Raw genomic sequence first — 23,695 nt, 5'->3', positions numbered from 1 at the left:
TTTTAATGTTTGAAACTCAAGTAAAGCGACAACCGCAGCGCGTTGCCTTTATCAATTCGCAGGGAGTGGCAACAACCTATCAGCAGCTGTATCAGCGAGCCGTTTTTTTACAGTCTTTAATACCTGAAGGCATTGGACCCATTGCTTTATACCTTAGCTATGATGCGGATTTAATAAGTGCAATATTGGCTTGCTTGGCTTTGGGGCGGCCTTATTTGCCTTTAGATCCTGATTTTCCGATTGAACGCAACTTAGCCATTACAAAACATGCTGCAGTGGCCAGTGTTTTAGTTAACGAAAATGAGCCAAATTTTGCGGCTTTTAAGATGGTTGCAGCAACAATACCCTTAATGCCTGGGCAACGTGATCAGCCAATTTTGCTCAAGGCGCAAGCAGATAGTGTGGCTTACATTCTGTACACCTCTGGTAGTACGGGTAAACCTAAAGGTGTTTATCAAAACCAACGTGGTTTATTACACGATGTCATGCAATACAGCAAAGCAACACATATTACCGCGCATGATTGTTTGTCTGGTATTTATTCTGCTGCAGTGAATGGGGCGATCCGCGATATGTTTGCTGCGTTATTTAATGGCGCTCGTTTGGTGCGGATCAATCCTCAAGAAACCGGTTTAATTGGCATGGCACAGCAAGTCGCCAAAACGGGGATCACTATTTTTCATGCAATTCCGCCTTTACTAAGACGTTTTATAAACAGTAAACCCGCGGCAAACTTATTAAAAAGTATTCGACTTTGCTATATCGCGGGTGACAGGTTATTTACTGCGGATCTTCAGGCGCTTTTTGATTTGTTACCTAAAGAAACGGTTGTGTATAACGGTATCGGCTCTACAGAGTGTGCCACTTTGTATCGGCATTGGTTAATTGATCGTAAAACACACATTGCAGGTACGGTTGTGCCGGTGGGTTATGCGATTGATGAGCGAGAAACGTATCTGCACTGGCGCGAACAGGGCTTAGCCGAGGTGGAAGTGCAAAGCCCGTACTTAGCATTGGGGTATTGGCAAGATACGGAATTAACCGAGCGGACCTTTTATCATTTACCTGAGCGACCTGGTTGGCGAGGTTATCGTACTGGTGACTTAGTTAAAGTGCTTGATAATGATTTGTTTGTTTTTGTTGGTCGTGCTGATAGCAAGGTTAAGATCCGTGGCTATTTAGTTGATCTGTCATTGTTAGAAGCCGAGTTTCGGCGTTTTGCCGAAGTTACCGATGCGGCCTTAGTTACGCTGGATGATGACAATGAAACTCGGTTAATTGCCGTGTTAGTGGGTGATAACGAAAAAGAAGCCCTGATTAAAAGCTATCTTAGTCAACACTTTTCCAGTGCCAGTATGCCGCACAACTTTGTTTGGCTAAAGGCGTTGCCTCGGCTGCCGAGTTATAAACTTGATGCGAAAAAGCTTAACGCGCTGGTTAAGGATGCCTTATTGCAAAAAGGGGCTAATGCTTGCGTTATGGCGCATGGCTTAGATCTGAGTAGAGATGCACATTCAGCTTATTTTTTACCCGTATTGCAGCTTTGGCTGAAAGTGCTGAAACAGCCAGATGTTCAGTTATTGCAAAAAAGCTTTGCTGAGCTTGGCGGTGACTCACTTGATTTGCTGAATTTTTTTGCGCAATTAGATTTGATTTTAGATAAACCCTACCCAGCAGCCTTATTTTCGGTTAGCGCTAGCATCCAAGATGTGCTTGATGTTCTTCGTAATACGGGGCGCAGTTTGCAGCAGCGCAGTGCTGAAGCAGTGAACTTAGTGGTTGTGCCACCCTTTGTAGGATTTGGCTGGGCAAAAGGGTTTATTGAGCATTTAACACCTGAGCTTCGGGTTATTATGGTACCTACCTCTGCTCTTTATCATCCCATTGGGGAGCCTCAGCCAGAATTAACTGATGTTGTCGAACGGCTGTGTGCGTATCTCAAAGAGTGTATAGCCATTGATAGCGTAACGCATTTTTATGGGGTGAGCAGTGGCGCAAAACCGGCGTTTTTTGCCGCTTGCGAACTGCAAAAACAAGGAATAAAAACGGGCACTTTTATTGTGGGTGATTGTGCACCTGTTGGTCGAGCAGAGCATTTTGCAGCAGAGCGACTACAAGCTTACTCTTGGTTAACGTCAGATATTCCTTATTATCATGGGGCAGTTGTTGAAATTATTGCCGCTTTAGATAAAACAAAGCAGTTAAAAACCTTTTCAAGTCTTGGTTGGTGGCAGTATTGTAGTAAGATTCATTATCTACCTTTGCTTGCTGAACATGTTGGCTGTTTAACCGCCCCTGCAGTTATCGAATTAATTAACAGGTTAACCCTTGACGGCGAAGACGAGTATTTAAGTACAGAACTATCGCAAATTAATAAGGTAAGCATGGCTGCAAATAACGCGCTGCTAACACAACAGAATTTATTAGCCGTGTGTTTGTATGACCATGTTGTAGCAGCAAGTGATAATTTTAAACAAATTTATGGTTTTAATTTGCTATTGGCCCGACAGCGTGTAGCGTTTAAACAAACCACATCAGCACTTTTAGACTAACTTTAAATTTTTATAGGAAATGGAATGATATTACCCATCATTATGGCCGGTGGAACCGGTAGCCGGTTGTGGCCGTTGTCACGCGATTTAATGCCAAAGCAATTTTTAAAGCTTGATGGCAAGCATACAATGTTGCAAGCGACAGTGAAGCGTTTAGCTGGGGTACAGGCACAATCGCCGTTAGTGATTTGTAATGAAGAACACCGCTTTATTGCAGCGGAGCAACTGCGGCAAGTTAATGAACTAGACCATAATATTATTTTAGAACCGGCAGGGCGTAATACCGCGCCGGCTATTGCACTAGCGGCATTTACGGCACTGAAAAAAGGCATTGACCCGTTGTTGTTAGTGTTGGCGGCAGATCATGTGATAGCCGATGAAGCTGCTTTTACCGATGCGGTACAAACGGCTGCGGTACTAGCCCAAGCAGATAAACTGGTAACCTTTGGTATCGTGCCGGTAGCACCTGAAACAGGTTATGGCTATATCAAACGCGGTGAGGCCGTGGCTGAGGCATTTAAGGTAGCGGAGTTTGTAGAAAAGCCCAATGCTGAAAAAGCGCAGGCTTATTTAGACAGCGGCGAATATTACTGGAACAGCGGCATGTTTATGTTTAAAGCCAGTGTGTACTTAGCCGAGTTAAAACAGCATCGGCCAGATATTTATGCCGCATGTGAAACCGCAATGGCCGATGTTGATCCTGATTTAGACTTTATTCGCGTGAATAAAGCGGCGTTTTTAGCTTGTCCAGATGATTCCATTGATTATGCGGTGATGGAGAAAACGGCTTCGGCCATTGTGGTGCCGCTAGCTGCAGGCTGGAGTGATGTGGGCGCGTGGTCGTCTCTGTGGGAAATAAGCGATAAAGACGCGGATGGCAATGTACACCATGGTGATGTGTTAACCGTGAAAAGCCATAACAACTATGTGTTTGCTGAAACCAGTTTGGTTGCCACCGTGGGCTTAGAAAATGTGGTGGTAGTACAAACCAAAGATGCCGTGTTAGTGGCGGCAAAAGATAAAGTACAGGAAGTAAAAGCCATTGTGCAGCAATTAAAAGCGGCAGGGCGCACTGAGCATCGCATTCACCGTGAAGTGTATCGGCCTTGGGGTAAGTATGACTCGATAGACAACGGCGAGCGTTACCAGGTTAAGCGTATTACTGTTAAGCCGGGTGAAAAGTTATCTATTCAAATGCATCATCACCGTGCCGAGCATTGGATAGTGGTATCGGGTACTGCCAATGTCACGGTAGATGGTAAAGATACTTTATTATCAGAAAACCAATCGGTGTATATTCCGTTAGGTGCGGTACATGCACTGGAAAACCCGGGGAAGATTCCGCTTGAACTGATTGAAGTGCAGTCAGGCTCGTATTTAGGTGAAGATGACATCGTGCGGTTTGAAGACCGTTATGGCCGAGCGTAAATCTGACACTTTTAATCGTTTTTTAGGCCGTTAATCACGGCCTTATTCATATCTGATAATGGATGGATATCGATGAACAAACTCAATGCGATCCTTGCTGGCAGCAATATTGCCTTTGGTACAAGTGGGGCTCGAGGGCTGGTGACAGACTTTAACGACAAGGTGTGTGCTGCTTTTACGCAAAGTTTTATTTTTAGCCTAGCGGAGTCCTTCAAATTTAGCCGCGTGGCGATAGGTATTGATAATAGACCCAGTAGCCCTGCGATGGCAGCCGCCTGTGTTGGCATGGTACAGGCACTTGGGCTTCAAGCGGATTACTACGGCGTACTACCCACACCTGCACTGGCTTATCAGGCGATGCAAGACGGTATCCCGGCAATTATGATTACCGGTAGTCATATTCCGTTTGATCGAAATGGTATTAAATTTTATCGCCCTGATGGTGAAATCAGCAAATCAGACGAGCAATTGATTATCAACGCAGAGGCCGACTTACTGCCTTTTACTCCAAGCTTACCCCCGATTAATCCTCATGCATCTAATACCTATATGCAGCGTTATCTTGCCGTTTTTCCGAAAAATGCACTAACAGGAAAGCACATTGGTATTTACGAGCATTCTAGTGCCGGGCGAGAGCTGTATTATCAAGTGTTTGCTGCCTTAGGGGCGAAAGTGACGCGGCTAGAACCTTCCGACACCTTTGTGCCAATAGACACCGAAGCGGTAAGCGACGCTGATATGGCTAAAGGTAAAGCCTGGGCAGCGGAGTATGGTTTTGATGCGCTGTTTTCTACCGATGGTGATGGCGATAGGCCGTTAATTGCCGACGAAACCGGGACATGGCTGCGCGGTGATATCGTTGGCTTAATCACAGCTAAAGCACTGGGTATTGAGGCGTTGGCTGTTCCGGTAAGTTGTAATACTGCCATTGAGCAAAGTGGGGCGTTTAATAAAGTGCTTCGTACTAAAATTGGCTCGCCTTATGTCATCGCAGCGTTTGCCGATTTACAAGCACACAAAAGCTATGCAGGTTTTGAGGCGAATGGTGGGTTTTTATTAGGCTCTGATCTTCGTTTGGGCGCTGAGCAACTAAAAGCGTTACCTACGCGTGATGCCTTATTACCCGCCTTGGCACTGTTAACCCTGGCCGGTGAACAACCGGTTTCAGCCTTGATGTCGGCGTTACCGAAGCGTTTTACTGCCAGTGACCGTCTGCAACAGGTGCCAACGGAGTGGAGTCAGGCGTTTATAGCTGATGCGGCAAAAGCGCCGGAGCAATTATTGGCTAAGTTGGGATTGTCGGCGAACGTGGTTAAGGTTGATCAAACCGATGGTTTAAGATTGACGCTAAACACAGCAGAGATTATTCATTTACGCCCTTCGGGTAATGCCCCAGAGTTGCGTTGTTACACTGAGGCAATAACTCAAGAAAATGCAACTACGCTATTAAAACAAGCGTTAATGGCAATTAAGCAGCTTACAGGCGTTAAATGAGTTTTCTTGTATACGACAAATACTGGCAGTACCCTGCTGTAACAGAGTTGCATGCTTTTAAACAGCTGCAGCGCTGTTTGCAACAACCATTGCAGGGTGCAGTGTATTTGGCTTTTCCATGGGCTACTTTGTTTGATTTAAAAGACAGAAATCAGCACAGCCCAGTCTTTCAAGAGTTAGTTGCGGCTTTATCTGCTTTAACCAAAAAAATACCCAGTAATAAACCTGTAGTAACGGTTTGTCAGCATATTCGCTTACAGCGGCATTTGCACTTTTTACGTGATGCTGGTGTTACTGATGTGTTTTGGAGCCATTTAGCAGAGGACTCTGAGATGACAGGCGTTAAGCTGTTTCCTTTTCCGCTTTACCCTGTGCATCAAGTGCATGCTAAGCCTATTACTCAAAGGAAGGTATTAGCCAGTTTTGTTGGCGCTAAGGCAAACCAATATTACCCGTCGCAAGTAAGAAATTTTTTGCCAAAAGTGTTTGCCAATATGGCCAATTGCGTTATGCATTTAAACGATAGTTGGCAGTTTAATCATGTGGTGTATGAAACGCAGGTAAAGCAGCACCAATTTGCCCATGACAAACAACACTTTCAGGATGATGCCTACAGCCAAGTGTTAGTAGACAGTGTTTTTGCATTATGCCCCGCGGGTACTGGGCCTAATTCTATCCGGTTGTGGGAGGCGATAACCGCACATGTAATACCTGTTATTATTAGCAACAACTATCTACCACCAGGTAATGCAGCCTTATGGCAGCAAGCCGCAGTGATGTGTGAAGACAATGAACAGGCAATCAGGTGCTTACCTGAGCAATTAACAGCGATACAGCATGAGCGCTCGCACCTACAAGAAAAGCTTAGCGCCTTACAGCAATTAAAGTTTTTATATGGCCCAGATTATTTTGTAGCAGATTTGTACGAGCGCTTAATGGTGTTAGAGTCACAATATCAATTAGCGACGCCGATACAACGTATGGCCAACCGCGTGTTAACGGATGGCTGCAAACAAAGCCAACACACCTTAAAGGTAAGCCTTGCCAGTCATCGGTTATTAGGCAAAAGCGTTTTTCATGAAGATTATCTAAAGGTTTTGTCTTGTGAACCTAATTAATAAGCTGCCTTAAATTGCTATGCTAAAAAATAATAAAATCAAGGTGTACTTATTTGGTCAACATGCTAAGCGTATTCCGTTTAGTTATGCGGCATATCAAGCGTTTTTTCAGCCTTTTTTTGAATTTACTAGCGATCCAGTGGCGGCAGATTTTTTAGTATGTAGTTTTTTTGTGGATATTCGCGAGCATGCCGCAGTCTTGTTAAAGGCGTTTCAGCAAAAACCACACTTAAAACTGGTAGCGTTTTCAGAAGAGCCACTTTGGGATACGCTTTGGTATTACCAATGGCAGCGGCCACAGCATGACGTACAAGTAACGGTTGGCACAGAACAATATAAGTGGCCATTTTACTTTATTAATCATGGTAATTCTGAGCTGTTTAATTTTGCAAAAATACCGTACTTTTTAACAACAGAAGATCATTATCTTGCCAGATATCAACAGTTATTGCGGTTGTCGTTACAGCACTCGGCTACTGAGCTTCTTAAAAGTTGGCAACAGGCGAATAACCAATATACCTTTATTGCAGAAAAGCGCTTAGAAGCGAAATACCATAAAACCTACGCCGACGGCAGCTTATTGGCTTTAAGTGTTTACCGCACTGAGCTTGCTGCAGCATGTAAGGCACAGTTTAATGCACAATGTATTGGCAAAGGTTGGGTGTCTGAGCAGCCTCGGCAATCGTTACCTGATTGGCATTTAGATAAAGTTACCGCACTACAGCAAGACCGTTTTATTGTTTCGGCGCTAGAAAATACCACTATCCCAAACTACATTAGTGAAAAACTGTTTGATGTATTAGCTGTTGGTGCAGTGCCCATTTATTGGGCGGGTGAGGGGCATCGCAGTTTAGAGTTTGTACCAGAGCAGTTATTAATAAATGTGGCAGATCACACTGTTACGCAAGCAGTTAACTTAGTTGCTAATTTTAAGCCCACATTAGAATATGCCAAGTTGTATCAAGAGTGCCAGCATGCGTTGTTACAGCGTTTATCTAACATACAATACTTAGTTGATGAAAGACGTTTGTTTGCTGCAAAAACCTTTAACCACTTTAAAAGCTTACAGCTAATCAAATAGCAAATATCTTGTATGCTTATTAAAACCGTTCATCTGCTGCTCTAAAAAGTATTTAAGTTGGTTTAACTTAGGCTTGGGTGTATGGTATGTGTTAGTGCCCACCCCAAAATAAATCATTCACTGTTTTGTGACTTATCGCGTATTAATTTTGGTGGAACCTTAACCAGTTTAACTTTTTCGGCAGAAGAAACTTAAAAAAACAAAACACAATGAATTTTAAAAATCGCCCCCAAAAAATGCCAGTTTCTGCATGGTGCTATGCAAATTTAGCGCAGCAAGAAAATCGTGACAAAACCGCAACACAATTAGCTAACTTGGCTTCGCTTAACTTTCCAAACATATTTGTAACGGACAAGTCTCAGGTAAACACCGATAACTTTCCGCCTCTGTCAGTTTTAATCTGGTGCGATAACACAGATGACGTTGATAATTGCCTAGCAAACATCATGGCACAGCCTTATCCTGTAAAGGACATAATCTTGTACGCTAATGCTGTAGCCACGCACACTAAATTAAAGGCTAAGTTGCCACTACAAAACCAAACACGGCGAGTGTCTCTAGCCGACGAGTTAATGCCTGCTTTAGTAGATATGATGCAGTACCACTATTTACAGCACAGTAAAGCTGAACAATTACTGCTGCCATTATCAATTAACGACAACCCTACGCCTTTAAGTTTTTATCAGCGTTTAGCTGCTGAATTATACTCACCTGGGGCGAGTTTAATACCTAACCCCAATCATGTATTTGCTATTAAAGCTGACACGTTGCCTTTGCTGTCTATTGTGCTGACACTGCATACTGAGCTTGAAAATAACGATCTTTTTGATGTATTGGGCTTTTTAGCAAAACAGTTCAAATTGCACGTGTATCTTTCGGCGGCAACACCTGAGCTGGTGTTGGAAAATACCTATTGCATGTCATTACTAAAAAGCGGTTTAGTGGAACGTTTACAAATAACGGATCAAGCCTATTTTTTTGCACATGACACCGTAGAGTTTATAAAAAAGCTAAATACTAAAGAAGTATTCGTCTGTAATGCTGAGCAACTAATACGCCATAGCTTCGCATTATTAAAATTCTATTATGTTTCTAATCGAGGTTTGCTTGACCAGTATGAAATAGCAATTGCTATTGAACCTTTGCAAGCAGCTAAGTTGTTAGCTGAAGATGTATTACCGGTGCACGTGTTACAAAACGTTTTTGGAAAAAAAGATTACGCAAAAAAAACAAACTGCTTTACTACAACAAGTGCCGTATCGCGGATAGGTAGCTTAGCAACGTTTAGGCAGCTAGCATTGAACATTGGTGCCTGTGCGGTAGGTCAAATTGACCAGTGGTGGCAATTGGGTGTGTTAAACAGTTCTGCAAAGGGCTTAAAAGTTATCCCGCTTGAACTTGCACTGCCTGAAAATCAATTTTTACTTTTTGATTTACAGCCTGCTGCTGTTTTTGATGATCCTTTGTACCGTTATATACCTCCATCTAGGCAAGTGTTACGCAGATGGTTAATTTGCGCTCGTATCATGCCGCAAGTTAAACCCGCAGCCAACGTTAAGCCTGCGCGTTTTATTATGACAAACTTTAACAAAGCACAGTTTTTAGCTGATGCCATTTATAGCGTGTTATTGCAAAGCCACCCAGATTGTAAAGTGCTGCTGTTAGATGACAACAGCACGGATGACTCTTTGGCCAAACTAGACGCCTTGCAACGCTTTTTACCAAAAGGTTTTTTAAATATTGAAAAAGGGGCCGGAAAAGAGGGCACATATCGCCTTAGAAATCGGGCGATTGCTAATTGTGAGCATACCAATACGGTGTATTTAGTGAATGACGCCGATGATTTAAGCTGCGCCCGCCGTGCAGAGTTACAAATGGCACAACTGAGTGTGGAAAACCGGCTTTATACTTTTGCAGATATTGTGCGGGTAACTAGCCAAGGCGAAGTATTAGCTTTAGATGGCGCAACTGAGCGTTATGGCACGGCTTCATTTTGCGCGCCGGCCGCCATTCACCAAACATATGGCTACTATGAAAATTTGAGAAAGGGGGCTGACACCGAGTTTATTGAGCGCTTAGCGTATTTTGCCCCAAAAAACGTTGGCTATTGGTGGCGCTATCCGGTGCTGTTTCAAAGTTTTGATGGCAATAATTTAACTCAGGATATCTATACGGTTACAGCACAGGGGGCTTTAGCACAAGACATTAGCGCACGAACACCATACATGCAGCTGTTCCGAGAGCGACACAAAAGGTTAATAACCGCATGGTTACCACTGTGCTTTACGGCAGACAACCTTGTATTTCCTGCAGATTACTTAGCAACCCTGCCAGACTTTATGTTGCCTGGTAGCGTTGCAAAAAATAACGCCGATACGCACCACTTAACAACGCTAAATGCCAGTAAGCTTTTCAGCTTAACGTTTGAAGCGGAGCCGCCATTACTAAAAACTTCACTACAAACATCGGTGCTACATATTGATTCGCATCTGGCCGCTAAACAACATGCCTATTTATTGTTTGCATCTAAAATGTCACCAGACACATGGCAAGGGCAACAGGCACAGCAAACGGCCATCTATTTTGATGTAGAAAACACCGTTGGCATTAGTTTTTGTTTAATTTATCAAGATTCACAAGGAAACCAAATTTCCCATCAGTTTTTTTGGGCGAATCAGCTGATGCCTGTTAAAATACCTAACGGTTGTAAGCAAGTTCAACTTGGCTTTCGGTTACAAGGGCCGGGAACTGCCGATATTAAGCAAATTGAGTTAAAGGCTTGGCAAGCCTAAATGTGGCTAATTATTGAAGGAGTAGGGTGTTGCAAAAAGGTATTAAGCGGCTAACGGGGTTATTCAAAAAGCAAACGGTAGCAACCAACACTCCTACTTTGCCTGCAAACGCCATGCGTTTACTTGCTAATAACGTATTTGATGCCAATTGGTACGCTACTCGTTATTTGCAAAATAAAGCTGAGAAAGCCTATCAGGCTAACCCTTTACAGCACTTTTTACTGATCGGCGCAAAGCTAGGGTTACAACCTGCCCCCTGGTTTGATAACGCCTGGTATTTAGCGAAAAACCCTGATGTGAAAACTGCGGGTGTTAACCCGTTGCTGCACTACTTGCAACATGGCGTATCGGAAGGCCGTGAGCGCGCGAGCGTATTGTATTTTGATTATCGCCAACCTGAACTGCAATTTATTCGGCCTAATGATGCGGGTATAACCTTTAACCTGCCGTTATTTCCTAAAGCACGATGTTTTAATATGAAGCTGCTTTTTCAGCAGTATCGCCAACCCCTGATAGGTAAGCCAAGTGGTATTTTATTAGTTGAATGTTTTGATGAAGCAGGCAAAGCCATTCAGGAGAATGTGTCGGGTTTAAAATGGTCTGAAATGTTTAATTGTTGGTATCGGTATCTAGTACAAAAAGATGTTGATATTTTACATGCCGACAAATTTAAAATGGGTTTTCCTGCCGAGGCAGTGCGTTGTCAATTAACCATTAAAGCATGGGCTAACAGTGCTTTTGAGGTGCGTAACAGGTTTCAATTGCACGTTGAACAAGCAGAAATAAGTGCTAGCACACTATTGCCAGCAGCAGGTGTAGCCAAAAGTGTGCAAACAAGTGCCAACCTAACCGCCGACCAATTAACGGTTGCCTTAATTGCCGACGAATTTACCTATAATAGCTTTAAAGACGAATTTAAAGCCGTACCGTTAGAGCCAGATACTTGGCGTGAACAATTTGAAGCGAACAAACCCGATATCTTCTTTTGTGAATCGGCCTGGTCTGGCACAGACTCGAAGCGCCGCCCTTGGAAAGGTAAAATTTACGCCAGTGTTAATTTTGCTCGGGAAAACCGCAGCATTCTATTAGAGATTTTGGCTTATTGCCGGCAAAACGGCATTCCTACCTTATTTTGGAATAAAGAAGATCCCACTCATTATCCGGATCGCAAACATGATTTTGTGAAAACCGCTACCTTGTTTGATTATGTGTTTACGTCTGCCGAAGAGTGCGTGGCGCAGTACCAACAAGACTATGGGCTAAAAAATGTTTTTGCCTTACCTTTTGCCACTAACCCCCGTTTATTTAACCCTTTTGCAACAGCAGTGCGCAGCAATAAAGTGGTATTTGCTGGCAGTTGGTATGCCAATCATATTGAGCGCTCTAAAGTAATGGAGCAAATTCTTGATTCTTTGCTTGCCAGTGGTTATGAGCCAGAAATATATGATCGCTACTATGGCGATCCCGATCCGCTACATATTTGGCCAGAGAAGTACTTGCCATATATTAAGCCCGGGCAGCCGCATGACCAAATGCCCGCGGTATACAAATCTTCTCATATTGGCCTTAACTTTAATACGGTAACAGAATCGTCCACCATGTTTGCCCGGCGCGTGTTTGAGCTGATGTCATCTAATACCTTGGTGGTGTCTAACTATGCCAAAGGTGTGGCTGAAATGTTTGGCGATTTAGTGGTATTTGCTGATCAGACCCCTCAACGTTTGGCAGGCTTAACCGAAGCCGAGCGTGACGTTATTCGAGAGCAGGCTTTACAGCTTGTGTTAGCAGAACATACCTACGCTAAACGTTGGCGTTATATGCTTAACTGTATTGGCTTTAACGTTAAACCGGATGATGAAAGGGTAACCTTAGTTAACCGTATTACAAATGACACCGAAGCGATGGCAGCAATTAGTTATTATGAGCAGCACTTTGGCCGTAATGCCAATTGCCGTTTATTATTAGTGGTTTCTGCGGCGGTACCAGATATAGACGTAGCGGCTTTTTATCAAAAATATAATCGTTTTGGTATTAGCGTTACATCCGAAAGCTTTATGCAAAAGCATGCATTGGAAGGCAAGTACCAACCTGTAGAAACGCCTTATTTTGTATTATTTACCCCCGAGCAGCACTTAACAGCGAGTTGGTTAGAAAAAGCGCGGCTACATTTAACTTATTTGCAAGATTATCCAATTACTGTAAGTAATGGTAAACCCTATCATTTAGAAGTGTTAGAATCGTCGGCGATTTTAGCTGGGCGCAGAGCGCAGTTTACAGACTTGTATTATAAGCAAGCGTCTAGTGCACAAATAATCGCTTACGGAGTTTAGCGGAAATGGATATTTCAGTTGTCATCCCCAGTTACAATGCAATGGGGAAGTTAGAGCGTTGTTTAACGTCTTTACGCAATCAAACCATTAGCCCAGAGCGGTATGAGGTTATTTTTGTTGATGACTGCTCAACAGATGGTACCTTTGCTTATTTGCAACGCCAAGCGGCAACAGCGCCAAATTGGCAGGTGCTGCAACTAGACAGCAATAGCGGCTCTCCCTCCAAACCTCGTAATGTAGGCACTGCCAAAGCGCAGGGTGAATATGTTTTTTACCTAGATTGTGATGATGAGATTTTACCCGACACTCTAGAAGTGCATTTTGCTCATGCCAAAGCCACAGATGCCTGTATTGTAAGGGGCTATTTGTTGGCGGATGATGGTAAGTCTCAACAGCCGATGAATCGATTGCCACAATGGCAGTATGACTTAGACCGTAAGTCGAGAATAGAACAAATCTTAAGTTACCAGAGTACGATACCGTGTAGTTTGATTAAACGCAGTGTATTGCAGCAGGGGCTTGCTTGGCCTGAAGAGCTCAGAATGGGCGAGGACAGTGTATTCTTAGCTTCCGTACTGACTAAAGCAAGTAAAATAGAGTACATCGAGCATCCTACCTATATTTATAACCAGCGTTCATCTTTTACAGCTTCAAGTACACAAGCTTATGGTGCGCGAGAGTTGGGTAATCATTTGCAAGTATGGCAGCGTGTTCAACAGCTAATGGCAACTCAAGCTATTGATTATTTTGCACTACGTCTGCAAAAAGGCCTTCAAGCTGTGCTGAGAAGCCTTATCTATAAAAACAAAAATGATATTGATGACGCGCTTTTTAACCAGTTTTCAAAATTTATTACTGATAATTGGGCTTTGATTGAAACCTTTAGTTTTAACGAGCGATTTAAAAGTGTTTTACTGAGTTTAGTTAAGCAAGATTTTGTAGCGTTTCAGCAAGCCACTAAACCACGACTGTTAGTTGCTGGTTATGACTTGAAATTTATTAAGTCAGCTTTACCTCGGCTGTCGCAGTATTTTGATGTTCAAACCGATGAATGGACAGGGCACAATAGTCATAACGAGGCGGCAAGCAAAATAAAGTTGCAGTGGGCTGATTATATTTGGTGTGAATGGTTACTGGGTAATGCAGTTTGGTACTCGAAGCATAAGCTAAAGCATCAAAAACTGGTTATTCGGATGCACCGCTTCGAACTTAGCAGAGAGTTTGGTGAGCTGTTGAATGTCGATAATGTTGACGCAATATCAGCGGTGTCGGTATTGTTTTTCGAACGACTAATTGAGCGCTTTGCGAATATCCCTCGCGAAAAAGTACGCTTGTTACCTAATTTTGTTGATGCTGACGGCTATCAGCAAGTTGATTTTGCCGCTAGCCGCTTTAACCTTGCGATGATAGGTTTTGTGCCAGCAAAAAAAGGTTTTGCAGAGGCACTTCAAATTTTAAAAGCGCTAAGGCAGCATGATAGCCGCTACCGGCTTAAGTTGTTTGGTAAAGCGCCTGCTGATTTACCCTGGTTAAAAAATCACCCTGAAGAGTTAACCTACTTTGAAAGCTGCGAGCAATATATCCAAAACGAAGGCCTAGCTGATGCAGTTGAATATGTTGGCTTTGCTGATATAAAACTGGCTTTAGCTGAGCATCAAATTGGTTTTGTATTATCAGTAAGTGAAGCGGTACGTGATTTACCAGGCTTTGAAAGCTTTCATCTTGCGGTTACGGATGCCTATGCGGCGGGTGCTGTAGGATTAATTCGCTATTGGACGGGGTGTGAGTATGTTTATCCGCAAAACCTAATTCACCAAGACAATAATAAATTGATTTCTCAAATCGTGGCAATTAATCATGAGCCAATTATTAGTGATGGATTTAAGTCTGATTTAATAACTAAATTAGAAAGAGATTACTGCCTCAATCAATTCATTGGCGATGTTTTTAAAATTTATAGGGAAATATAATTTCAATGATGTTAACTGTTAGCCAGGCCGTAAAAAATGGATTGTTACGCGATGGAGTAACTCCTTACTCAAATGTTGATCCAATTTTAGCTGCTGAAAAAGTGATGCAAGGAAGCTTTATCTTCCCTTACGTTGGTGAGTTAGATGTTTCGAAAAATAATGAGATAAATTGGCAGCCAGTATTTGAAGATAATAGAGCAAGTAAAGAGTTGTGGTTCTACTCATTCGTTTTTCTAGATTATCTTATTAAAGCTTATGTAATAACGAGTCATGATTCCTTCTGGGAAAAAGCTGTTGAATTTTATTATTCATATCAAAATTGGAAAACTGCGACTGCTGAATCGAATGTTAAATTATTTAATGATGAACACGCTGTTACCAATAGATCGTTAGTTTTTTCCCAATTCTTACATGTTGCAACTAAAAAATCTGACGCAAGACTTTATGAGCAATTAGGTAATGACCTAAAAAATCATGCTGATTGGTTGATGCTGGATGAAAATTATGTGTACAACAATCATGGCGTTATGATGGATAGAGCGCTTTTAAATGCTTACACACAGCTTCGTGAACTAAGTAACTCTATGATAATAAACGTTTCTCCATCCAAATTATGGCTTGAGAAAGCATTATTTCGTCTTAATATGATGATAGAAAAAACTTTTGATAGCAAAGGATGTTGTACTGAAAATAGTCCATCCTATCATATGTTAAATTTGTCATTGTTTGGTGCTATTGATAGTTTTTTAAGAAAGAACAATATAGAAAATGCAAGTTTTAACTCGAAATTAAAATTAGCACTAGATGCGGCTAACTTCATGATCCACGAAGATGGAACTTTACCATTGATTGGCGACTCGGAAAATAAAGCTTCTGTTTATGTTCCTGATTCTCTTCACAAAGGAAAATATGGTGTAGGTTTCTTTCCTGAGTCAGGTTTTTCAATAGTGAAAGAAAAAGACTTTTTCCTGACCTTTAAATGTGGTGGTTCTTCTTTCTCACATCGACATATCGATGACACCAGTATTACATTAAGAGTTGGAGGTTTAGATTTCATTTGTGATGGAGGGATGTATAACTATGACAACAGTAATGAGTTGCGAAAATATTTTGTATCTTACAGAGCGCATAGTGGCTTTTTCTCAGAGCAGGCATCTGCAATACGATTTAAAGATTTTAAAAGTGCGAGAGAAATGGCTAAGACTACTAACCTTATTTCTGATAAATCTTTTATATCTATTGAGGGAGAAAATTATTACAGTGAAAACTGCAAATTTAAACGTAGAATTAATATTGAAAAAATTGATAATGAAAAGGTTAGCAGCATATTAATTTTTGATTCGTTTAAATCATCCGAAAATGATAACTGGAAAGTTCAATTTCTACTACACCCAGATGTATCAATAAAAAAATCAGATACTGGTTTTGTACTAAAAAGAAATAGTATTTCACTTTTTTTAGGTTTTTGTTCTAATTCTAAATTCGCTGTTAATATCGAGCCGGCACATTTTTCAGAAAGCTACTTAGTTTGTAAAAAAACATCTATTATAGTTGTTTCTGGAAGGACCTGTTCGTTAGGTATTACTTCGCTTATTAGTGTACTTTGATATTATTAAGTGAAAGTCGAGATGGCCTGTTAAGTTAAATGGATTTAATTTGGAGTGTAACGTGTATTTAATTATTTCAAAGTCAGGGATTGAAGTTGCAACAACAATCGATACTAATGGCTTGAGTTTCTATATTGAGTTTTTTTATGTTGATTGCTTTGGTAAATCTACTAAAACAAGATCAATATGTTGTGAAAAATTAATTGATGCTTTTTATGTCCCTGAATCTACTGGGCATTACTTTGCAAGAGTAACAACTTTAAGTGGTGAGATTAAGAAAGGTTTTTATGAAACATATACAGTGTTATTTATAAGTAAAACTGATGAGCAAAAAATAGATGAGAAAGTAAGCTCTTCAATTTTAAAAAGTGATGTCTTGCCATTTTTCTTATCTCCTGAACCACAGAATGATTTTTTAATTTCTTATACATCATATAACCACTCTTCAATGAGTGCTTTAAATTTTCCTGATTTCAAGTTAGTTGATAAGATTGAATTTGGGGAAAAGATAATTTCGTTATTCTGTAGTCGTAGTGATTCTCAGAAAGGTCTTTTTCATAACACTGTTTTTTCTGGTTATGCATGGTTAAAGAACAAATTTATATATGGGCAAAGCCAGATAGAGTTGTCTGACCTTAATGAATTAAATAATTCACTTGGTATGTTCACATGCTGTCAAAAAAAATCAGATAGGTTCAGCGTTTTTTCTGATTATTTTGGTTTTTGTAAATTGTTCTACTATCAGAGCGATGAATTATCTATTGTTTCAAATAACTATCACTCTCTACTTTTGTTCATGAAAAAAAGCAATGTAAAAATTGAAATAGATTTTGATATTGTTAGATTGAATTTTTCATCGAATGTTACTCTTTTTCTTCAAGCTATTAGTAAGCGTATGCCTGTAAAGAATACATTTATGCTTAACTCTTGGGAAGAAATAGAAGTTAATCGTACAGGTCTTAATATAGAAAGAAGTAGTTTTTATTTTGATCAGAAGAATTTGTTAATAAAAAATAAAGAAGGCTACAAAGATTATATTTTCAAAGCTGCTGAAGTTATTAAAAACAACATAAAGCTTGTTTTTGAGAATAAAAGTTTTCAGAAAGTTTTATTCGATTTGTCAGGAGGTAGAGACAGTCGAGTTAATTATGCTGCCTTAACTAATATCGCAAAAAATTATAACAATTTTTTTATCAGATCTAACAATCATGAAGAGGACGATCTAAAAACAGCAATTGCGATAAATAACCTATACAACTTCCCATACTACAGTGATGGCGATTATATAGAATATTCTGATTTTAGAGAGCTAACTAAAAATAAGAGGAGTTATAATTTAGGATATAGATTCCTATGGTATATTCCAACCTCTAAAAAGCGAGTTGAAAGTGCTATTAGAATTTCTGGAGAAAGTTTTGAAGCTTTTTCAACAAGGTATTACTCAAATGTAATAGATAATCCCCTCAAAGATTACGAAGATGATGGATTGCTTAGCAATTTTTTTAAAAAGCTTTCAAAGCAGAGTGTTTTGGATTTTACTAAAAATCACGAGTTATTGAAAACTGAATTGACTAAATCGTTGGGCGATACGCCAGATAACGAGGCTATAATCTCCTTTGATAATTTATTTTTATACTATCGAATGGCAACTCATGCCGGTAACTTGGATAGAGAGTTTTATGATCTGTCGTGTTGCATGCCTCTTCAAGCAAAGGAGTTTGTTTTCCTTAAAAACTACTGGATTAGAAGGTATGAGCCTGATCACATAATTTACGATATTACATATTCTCTCAATCCACTTCTTTCAAACATACCTTACAACAGCGTAAAAACTAATAAAATTAGGGGTTTAGCAAGAGATTGTTTACTTTTGAATAGTGACCCCATTTCCAATGCTAATATCAAACTGGATTATTGTATTGAAAGTTGGGATTATTCTTTTAAAGTTAATAAATTAAATTCTATAACTATTGGTGTTGAGCCTGACTTAAAACAAATTGAAGAATTTGTCTTTGATGAAGTTTTTTCCTACGCAAAAAGTATTTTATTTTTAGCAACTGAAAACTTAGATGAATTTATGCTTCAGGTTTTATCTCATGCTTGGGTTAATAGATCTAATTCAACTGAAGTAAGAATTATCCATAATAAATTAGCATGTCTGTATGACTTATTAACTATATCAGAGTCTGGTTGATATCTATGACTCAGAAGGTATCAAATTTTCCTAGCATATTCTCGCATGAGTATTACATAGATAAAAACCCCGACGTAGCAGCTGCCGGTGTCGATCCCCTGCAGCATTATCTTAACCATGGCCAAAAAGAAGGCCGTTGGCCTTGTGCACTGCCTGCCTTAGAGCTTGAGCAAACATTATGGCAGGCAGTTGATGCCGAGCCTTATTTGGCACAGTTGCAACAGCTATGGCAAAAGCAACAATCTTTGCATAGCGCCTTAGCCGCTTGGGTTTTAGCGCGTTGGTTTGCTAGTGTCGGGCAGTGGCAACAGGCACTGCCTTTGTTGCCGCCTTTGTTACAAGATGAAATTGCACTAAACATTCTTTCCCATCAAGGCCCGTTTTTACTGGCGTTTTCTACTTATTTTAATTGTAAGCAAACTGCGCAGGCGCACGCTGTGCTGTCGCATCCACTCTGGGCTGACACTGTTGATAAGCAGTTAGCGCGTTCTATGCTGGTAGGCGGCACAGAAAAGTTACGTTTACTAAATAATGTTTTTGCTAAGCATTGCTTAACGCCGTTACAGCTCAACACCCAAGCTAATCTAGACAGCTTGCAAGCCGAAAAGATGAAATCGGCTTGGTATCGTTTTTTTCGGCCACGTACCATACAGCCTAAAGTTAGCATTATAGTGCCGTGTTTTAATGCCAGTAAAACAATAGCGACTGCGCTTAAAAGTTTATTGCAGCAAAGCCATCGCAACATGGAAATACTAGTGGCTGATGACTGCTCTACCGATAATTCTGTTGCCATAGTGCAGCAATTTGCTAAGCGGGATAAACGCATCGCGTTAGTACAGTTAACGACGAACAGCGGCGCTTATGTGGCACGTAATACGGCATTGCAGCAAGCCAGTGGTGACTTTATAACTACCCATGACGCTGACGATTGGTCACACCCAGAAAAGATTGAACGCCAGGTTCAGGCATTACAACAAGATGCGACGCTGATGGCATCGGTGTCGCATTGGGTGCGTTGTTCTCCAGAGTTAGTTTTTCAACGTTGGCGCATGGAAGATGCGTGGGTTTACCGTAACGTGTCATCGTTAATGTTTCGCAAAGCAGTGTTTGAAGCCTTAGGCTTTTGGGATTGTGTGTCTGTAAATGCCGATACCGAATATTACTATCGTATTAAACAGCAATTTGGTGATAACAGTATCGTTGAGGTGTTACCCGGTGTGCCGCTGTCTTTTGGGCGGGCGGATGAAAACTCGTTAAGCCAAACCAAAGATAGTCATTTGCGCACACAGTTTCGCGGTGTGCGAAAAGACTATCATGATGCGGCTATGGCGTGGCATAAAACAGCTTCTTCGTTGTATTTACCCGCCATGCCAGAGCAGCGGCCATTTGTGGCGCCGGCACGAATATGCCGAGGTTCACAGGGGTATCGACAACATAACGTGCGGTTGATACTGGAGCAAAAACAACTGTTTGATGCAGCTTGGTATTTGCGCCGTTACCCCGATATAGCGCAAGCAGCGGCAGAGCCCTTAGCACATTTTATTGCGCATGGCGCTGCCGAGGGGCGAGATCCGCTGCCTACTTTTAGCCTCAGCGGCTATGCATATCAGCAGCAATTACCAATACCGGCGGCTCTAGCGCATTGGTTAAAGGCGGTAGAACCTGAAAAGTATGCAGTACATATAGCGGGCGAAGCTGGCAAGCTAACCCCGTCAACAATGATGCTGGTCGGCCATGCCGTATCCGATAAGTTATTTGGAGCAGAGCGCAGTTTCCTCGATGTGGTAAAAGCACTCAGCCAATGCCCGTTTAAATTGATAGTGGTATTGCCTTCTGCACACTCAGCTAAGTACATAACGGCTTTACGTCAATACGTCGATACCGTTGTGATAATGCCTTATTATTGGTGGCGGGCAGAGCGTCCTGACGAGCCGGCAGTGCTTGAGCAATTTACCCATCTATTTAAGCAATATGCCGTTAAGTTGCTTTATGTGAACACAATAGTGTTAAGTGAGCCATTAACGGCTGCGCAATCAGTTGGAATTCCAGCCGTGCTGCATGTTCGCGAGTTATTAGCGCATGATCCCTCGTTGTGTAAAGTGCTCAATGTTGATGATGCCAAAATGCGTCAAGTGCTGCTACAACGCAAAGTTTCATTTGTCGCTAATTCTGCTGTAGTGCAAAATTGGCTTAATGCTCCTGAGCGCTGCGTCGTCGTGCCGAATATCTTAGATATTACAGAATGGCCATTATTGCCCTTACCTAAGCAAGCCCGGCTGCAAGTGGCCATGTTAAGCAGTAATTTACCCAAAAAAGGTCTTGATGATGTTATCGCTATTGCAAAGCGTTGCTGCGAGCTCGGTGTTACGGCTGACTTCTTGTTATTTGGGCCTAGCAATAAACATGTTAAGCAACGTATTGCTGCAGGATTACCTCATAATTTAACGTTTTGTGGTTATGCTGAGCAACCTCAACTTGCTATAGCACAAGCAGATATAGTGCTTAACTTGTCGCAGTTTCAAGAATCTTTTGGTCGCTCCGTGCTCGAGGCTATGGCAGCTGGCAGAGTTGTGGTGGCATATGCGTGGGGAGCCTTACCAGAGTTAGTTCAGCCAGATTGTGGTATCTTGGTTCCGTTTAGAGATGTCGAAGCAGTGGTGAAGGCGTTAACAACGTTAGCAACTGATCTTAGTGGTCGACAACAGATGGGGGAGGCCGCTCGCAATTTTGTGGCTAGTCGGTTTAGTCCAGATACAATAGCAGTAAAACTAGAGCATTTTTTTCAACAACAAATGCGTCTCTGAGTAAGGTATGAGCTCCGATCGGTGTCTGAGTGTGGTAAGACCTGTACCGGAGTGTGGTCTGATGAGCTTGGCGGGAGTTTTTTATGCGGGTATGGCTTACTGTTTTACTAATGGTGTTGATACAGGGCTGTGGAGGCTCAAATGATACAGCAAGTGTTGATGTCCCCAAACCGCCTGCGGTTGTAATACCTAGCCCGGCATTACTGTCTAATGCCATGGCCAGTTGCGGCATATGGTCGCAACATTTACCTGATTTTAAACCTCCATATTATCTTCAACGTCAGCAGCGTTGGGTTGTGATGGGTTCTTCATCAGCTTTTGGCGCTGGTGCGAGTAGTTACGCTAATAGTTGGGCTGGGCAATTAAAAGACTTAGCTGCAACTTATGGGGCTGAAGTTGTCAATATTGCTCGTGGTGGGTATACCACTTATCATGCGCTGAGTAGTGCCTGTAGTATAAATAATATGCGACCACAGCCGGATCTGGCACATAATATTGATTTGGCAATTGAACTTGGCGCTGACTTGGTCATTTTGTCTTTCCCAAGCAATGATGCCGCCAGTAATTTCCCCGCTGAGGAAACGGCATTTAATTTGTTGTATATGCGTACACGTTTGGCTGATAAAAGTATTCCTTTAATTTTGCTTGGTGCGCAACCGCGCAATATGTCTGCAGCAAAACAGCGTTTATTAATTGAGCTTGATAGTTTGCTTAAGCCTCGCTTTAGTCCATGTCTTGTTGAGCTTTATTCTCATTTAGTAGACAATGCCGGCAATTTAGCAGCGCAGTATGACTCTGGTGATGGCGTGCATTTTAATGACTCTGGCCATGCAGTAGTATTTTCAAAGCTCAAAGCTCTAATCACTGATCGGTCTAATAACAGTTGTTTTAGCGGCTAGTAGCAAGTAGTAGTTTATGGATGAGTTAAGTTGACCAATTATTCAATTGAAATAAAGCATTTATCTACCAAGGTACCAAACTTGCAGCGTTGGTGTTTAGATTACCCTCGTGATAAAGATGTTGTGGCTTTAACGGAACTGACCGAGCAAGGCATTGTATTTCAAGGCTGGGTGTTATTAGCCAATCAACCATTGCCCGAATTGTATTTATTACAAGGTGAGCAAAAGGTGTTATTAACAGCAAATCGTAATAGACCGGATGTTATACAAGCTGTGTTAAATGAATCATCATCAGAGCATCCGCAGTTATGCTGTGGTTTTCGGTATCAATTGCCCATAACAGCAGCTGATTTTGTGATTGGTGTGCAAATCGATCAGCAAGACTATCCTTTGTTGGAAGGTAAAGTAGTTGGCGCTTTCCAAGTCTTGCGTGGTAAAGCAGATTGGTTATTTCTAGATAACGATACCAATAAAAGCGTAGAGCAATATACAGGCCAGCTTTTAATGGAAAGAAGCCAGCGAAAAGCATGGCAAAAATATTTTGCTGGGTTTAAAAAATTAGTGGCAGAGCTAGATATTCCCAGTGCGATGTTAATGGCGCCGGCAAAAGAAAGTGTTTATAGCCAGTATTATCCTTTTGAAAAAGCCAAGCTTACCGCTACTGATGAATTACTTAAGTTAGTTCCTAGTCATTTTCCGCTTTGTTACCCAGTAGCCGAGTTAAAAAACGCTAAAGAAAGAACATTTCGGGTAACCGATACGCATTGGTCTGTGCACGGTGCCGCGGAGGCATCAAAACTAGTAGCTGAAAAATTAGGTATAGCAAAAACAGCCATTGATGCCGTGTTTAGTGAAGATAAGTTTCAGCTAAGAAATCATATAGGTGATCTTGGTAATAAAGTGTTTCCACCGGCCAGTCACGAAGAGGCTGTGCTTATTAGTTATAATTACAAAAAATTTATTATTTATGATAATCAGCTACCTAATTTTGGTCGTGCATTAGTTATCCAGAATGAAACAGCATTGGTTGTAGGGCAGTTGTTGGTGTTTGGTTCTTCTTCGGCTTACTCAATGCTAGATTATTTAAGTCGCATTTTCAGTACCGTCACCTTGGTGCATACCGCTGGTAATATTGATGTGGGATTAGTTAAACAATTACGCCCCGAATATTTGTTGACACAAACTAACGCGCGCTTTGTTATTAAGGCGCCAAGCCTTGCTTACTCTTTACAAGAGGGCATTACTGAAAAGCTACAAACATTAGAACTTGCCGCTTGGCAGCAACAAGCTAAAGCGGTTACCGCGCAAGCGATTAACGGTGGCAAAGTGGCTCAGGTTTTAAATCAATATTTCAACCAGCCGATAGGTTAAACTTACTTGCCGGCTTTAAACACCGAGATCAATTTACCTCGGTGTTTGCCACAAC

13 protein-coding genes are annotated in these 23,695 nt (G+C 41.5%); all 13 read left to right on the top strand.

All coding sequences use genetic code 11. The features are described from left to right. The first annotated feature begins 5 nt into the window (after positions 1–5). The 13 genes from LMJ53_RS00850 to LMJ53_RS00790 all read left to right on the top strand — a co-directional run bounded on the left by LMJ53_RS00850 (position 6) and on the right by LMJ53_RS00790 (position 23,640). On the top strand, positions 6–2,552 hold the full coding sequence (locus tag LMJ53_RS00850) for an AMP-binding protein (protein ID WP_229584357.1): 2,547 nt from the start codon (positions 6–8) through the stop codon (positions 2,550–2,552). Positions 2,553–2,576: 24 nt separating this feature from the next. Beyond that, on the top strand, positions 2,577–3,980 hold the full coding sequence (locus tag LMJ53_RS00845; protein ID WP_229584356.1) for a mannose-1-phosphate guanylyltransferase/mannose-6-phosphate isomerase: 1,404 nt from the start codon (positions 2,577–2,579) through the stop codon (positions 3,978–3,980). A 72-nt stretch (positions 3,981–4,052) separates the two neighbouring features. Continuing rightward, entirely contained in the window at positions 4,053–5,474 is a 1,422-nt protein-coding gene (locus tag LMJ53_RS00840) for a phosphomannomutase (protein ID WP_229584355.1), read from the top strand. Further along, positions 5,471–6,592, top strand: a complete 1,122-nt coding sequence (locus LMJ53_RS00835) for an exostosin domain-containing protein (protein WP_229584354.1) — start codon at positions 5,471–5,473, stop codon at positions 6,590–6,592. Before LMJ53_RS00840 ends, LMJ53_RS00835 begins: the two co-directional genes overlap by 4 nt. Before the next feature lie 19 nt (positions 6,593–6,611). Further along, a complete protein-coding gene (locus LMJ53_RS00830) occupies positions 6,612–7,673 on the top strand; it encodes a glycosyltransferase family 10 domain-containing protein (RefSeq protein ID WP_229584353.1) in 1,062 nt (353 codons plus the stop codon). Positions 7,674–8,152: 479 nt separating this feature from the next. Further along, on the top strand, positions 8,153–10,465 hold the full coding sequence (locus LMJ53_RS00825; protein ID WP_229584352.1) for a glycosyltransferase family A protein: 2,313 nt from the start codon (positions 8,153–8,155) through the stop codon (positions 10,463–10,465). A gap of 29 nt (positions 10,466–10,494) precedes the next feature. Continuing rightward, positions 10,495–12,795: a CgeB family protein gene (locus LMJ53_RS00820; RefSeq protein ID WP_229584351.1), complete on the top strand. Its 2,301-nt coding sequence runs from the start codon at positions 10,495–10,497 to the stop codon at positions 12,793–12,795. A gap of 5 nt (positions 12,796–12,800) precedes the next feature. Continuing rightward, entirely contained in the window at positions 12,801–14,765 is a 1,965-nt protein-coding gene (locus tag LMJ53_RS00815; protein ID WP_267867416.1) for a glycosyltransferase, read from the top strand. 5 nt (positions 14,766–14,770) lie between these two features. After that, entirely contained in the window at positions 14,771–16,372 is a 1,602-nt protein-coding gene (locus LMJ53_RS00810) for a heparinase II/III domain-containing protein (RefSeq protein WP_229584350.1), read from the top strand. A gap of 61 nt (positions 16,373–16,433) precedes the next feature. After that, a complete protein-coding gene (locus LMJ53_RS00805) occupies positions 16,434–18,566 on the top strand; it encodes a hypothetical protein (protein WP_229584349.1) in 2,133 nt (710 codons plus the stop codon). Between the two features lie 5 nt (positions 18,567–18,571). After that, positions 18,572–21,370 (top strand): glycosyltransferase, encoded by a 2,799-nt coding sequence (locus tag LMJ53_RS00800; RefSeq protein WP_229584348.1) that lies wholly within the window; start codon positions 18,572–18,574, stop codon positions 21,368–21,370. Positions 21,371–21,453: 83 nt separating this feature from the next. After that, positions 21,454–22,269 carry an SGNH/GDSL hydrolase family protein gene (locus LMJ53_RS00795; protein WP_229584347.1) on the top strand — a complete coding sequence of 272 codons (816 nt, stop codon included), beginning with the start codon at positions 21,454–21,456 and terminating at the stop codon, positions 22,267–22,269. 30 nt (positions 22,270–22,299) lie between these two features. Continuing rightward, positions 22,300–23,640: an alginate O-acetyltransferase AlgX-related protein gene (locus tag LMJ53_RS00790; RefSeq protein ID WP_229584346.1), complete on the top strand. Its 1,341-nt coding sequence runs from the start codon at positions 22,300–22,302 to the stop codon at positions 23,638–23,640. Positions 23,641–23,695: the final 55 nt, after the last annotated feature.

The sequence above is a fragment of the Rheinheimera sp. UJ51 genome (genome assembly GCF_020819615.1).
Lineage (GTDB): Bacteria > Pseudomonadota > Gammaproteobacteria > Enterobacterales > Alteromonadaceae > Alishewanella > Alishewanella maricola.
The sequence above is the reverse complement of the archived record's forward strand: the minus strand, read 5'-3'. Positions and strand labels throughout refer to the sequence as shown.

What these genes read in the sequence shown, in the direction of transcription:
- LMJ53_RS00795 (WP_229584347.1), top strand. Translation starts at nt 21,454, where the DNA reads ATGCGGGTATGGCTTACTGTTTTACTAATGGTGTTGATACAGGGCTGT.
- LMJ53_RS00850 (WP_229584357.1), top strand. Translation starts at nt 6, where the DNA reads ATGTTTGAAACTCAAGTAAAGCGACAACCGCAGCGCGTTGCCTTTATC.
- LMJ53_RS00835 (WP_229584354.1), top strand. Translation starts at nt 5,471, where the DNA reads ATGAGTTTTCTTGTATACGACAAATACTGGCAGTACCCTGCTGTAACA.
- LMJ53_RS00845 (WP_229584356.1), top strand. Translation starts at nt 2,577, where the DNA reads ATGATATTACCCATCATTATGGCCGGTGGAACCGGTAGCCGGTTGTGG.
- LMJ53_RS00815 (WP_267867416.1), top strand. Translation starts at nt 12,801, where the DNA reads ATGGATATTTCAGTTGTCATCCCCAGTTACAATGCAATGGGGAAGTTA.
- LMJ53_RS00830 (WP_229584353.1), top strand. Translation starts at nt 6,612, where the DNA reads ATGCTAAAAAATAATAAAATCAAGGTGTACTTATTTGGTCAACATGCT.
- LMJ53_RS00800 (WP_229584348.1), top strand. Translation starts at nt 18,572, where the DNA reads ATGACTCAGAAGGTATCAAATTTTCCTAGCATATTCTCGCATGAGTAT.
- LMJ53_RS00810 (WP_229584350.1), top strand. Translation starts at nt 14,771, where the DNA reads ATGATGTTAACTGTTAGCCAGGCCGTAAAAAATGGATTGTTACGCGAT.
- LMJ53_RS00840 (WP_229584355.1), top strand. Translation starts at nt 4,053, where the DNA reads ATGAACAAACTCAATGCGATCCTTGCTGGCAGCAATATTGCCTTTGGT.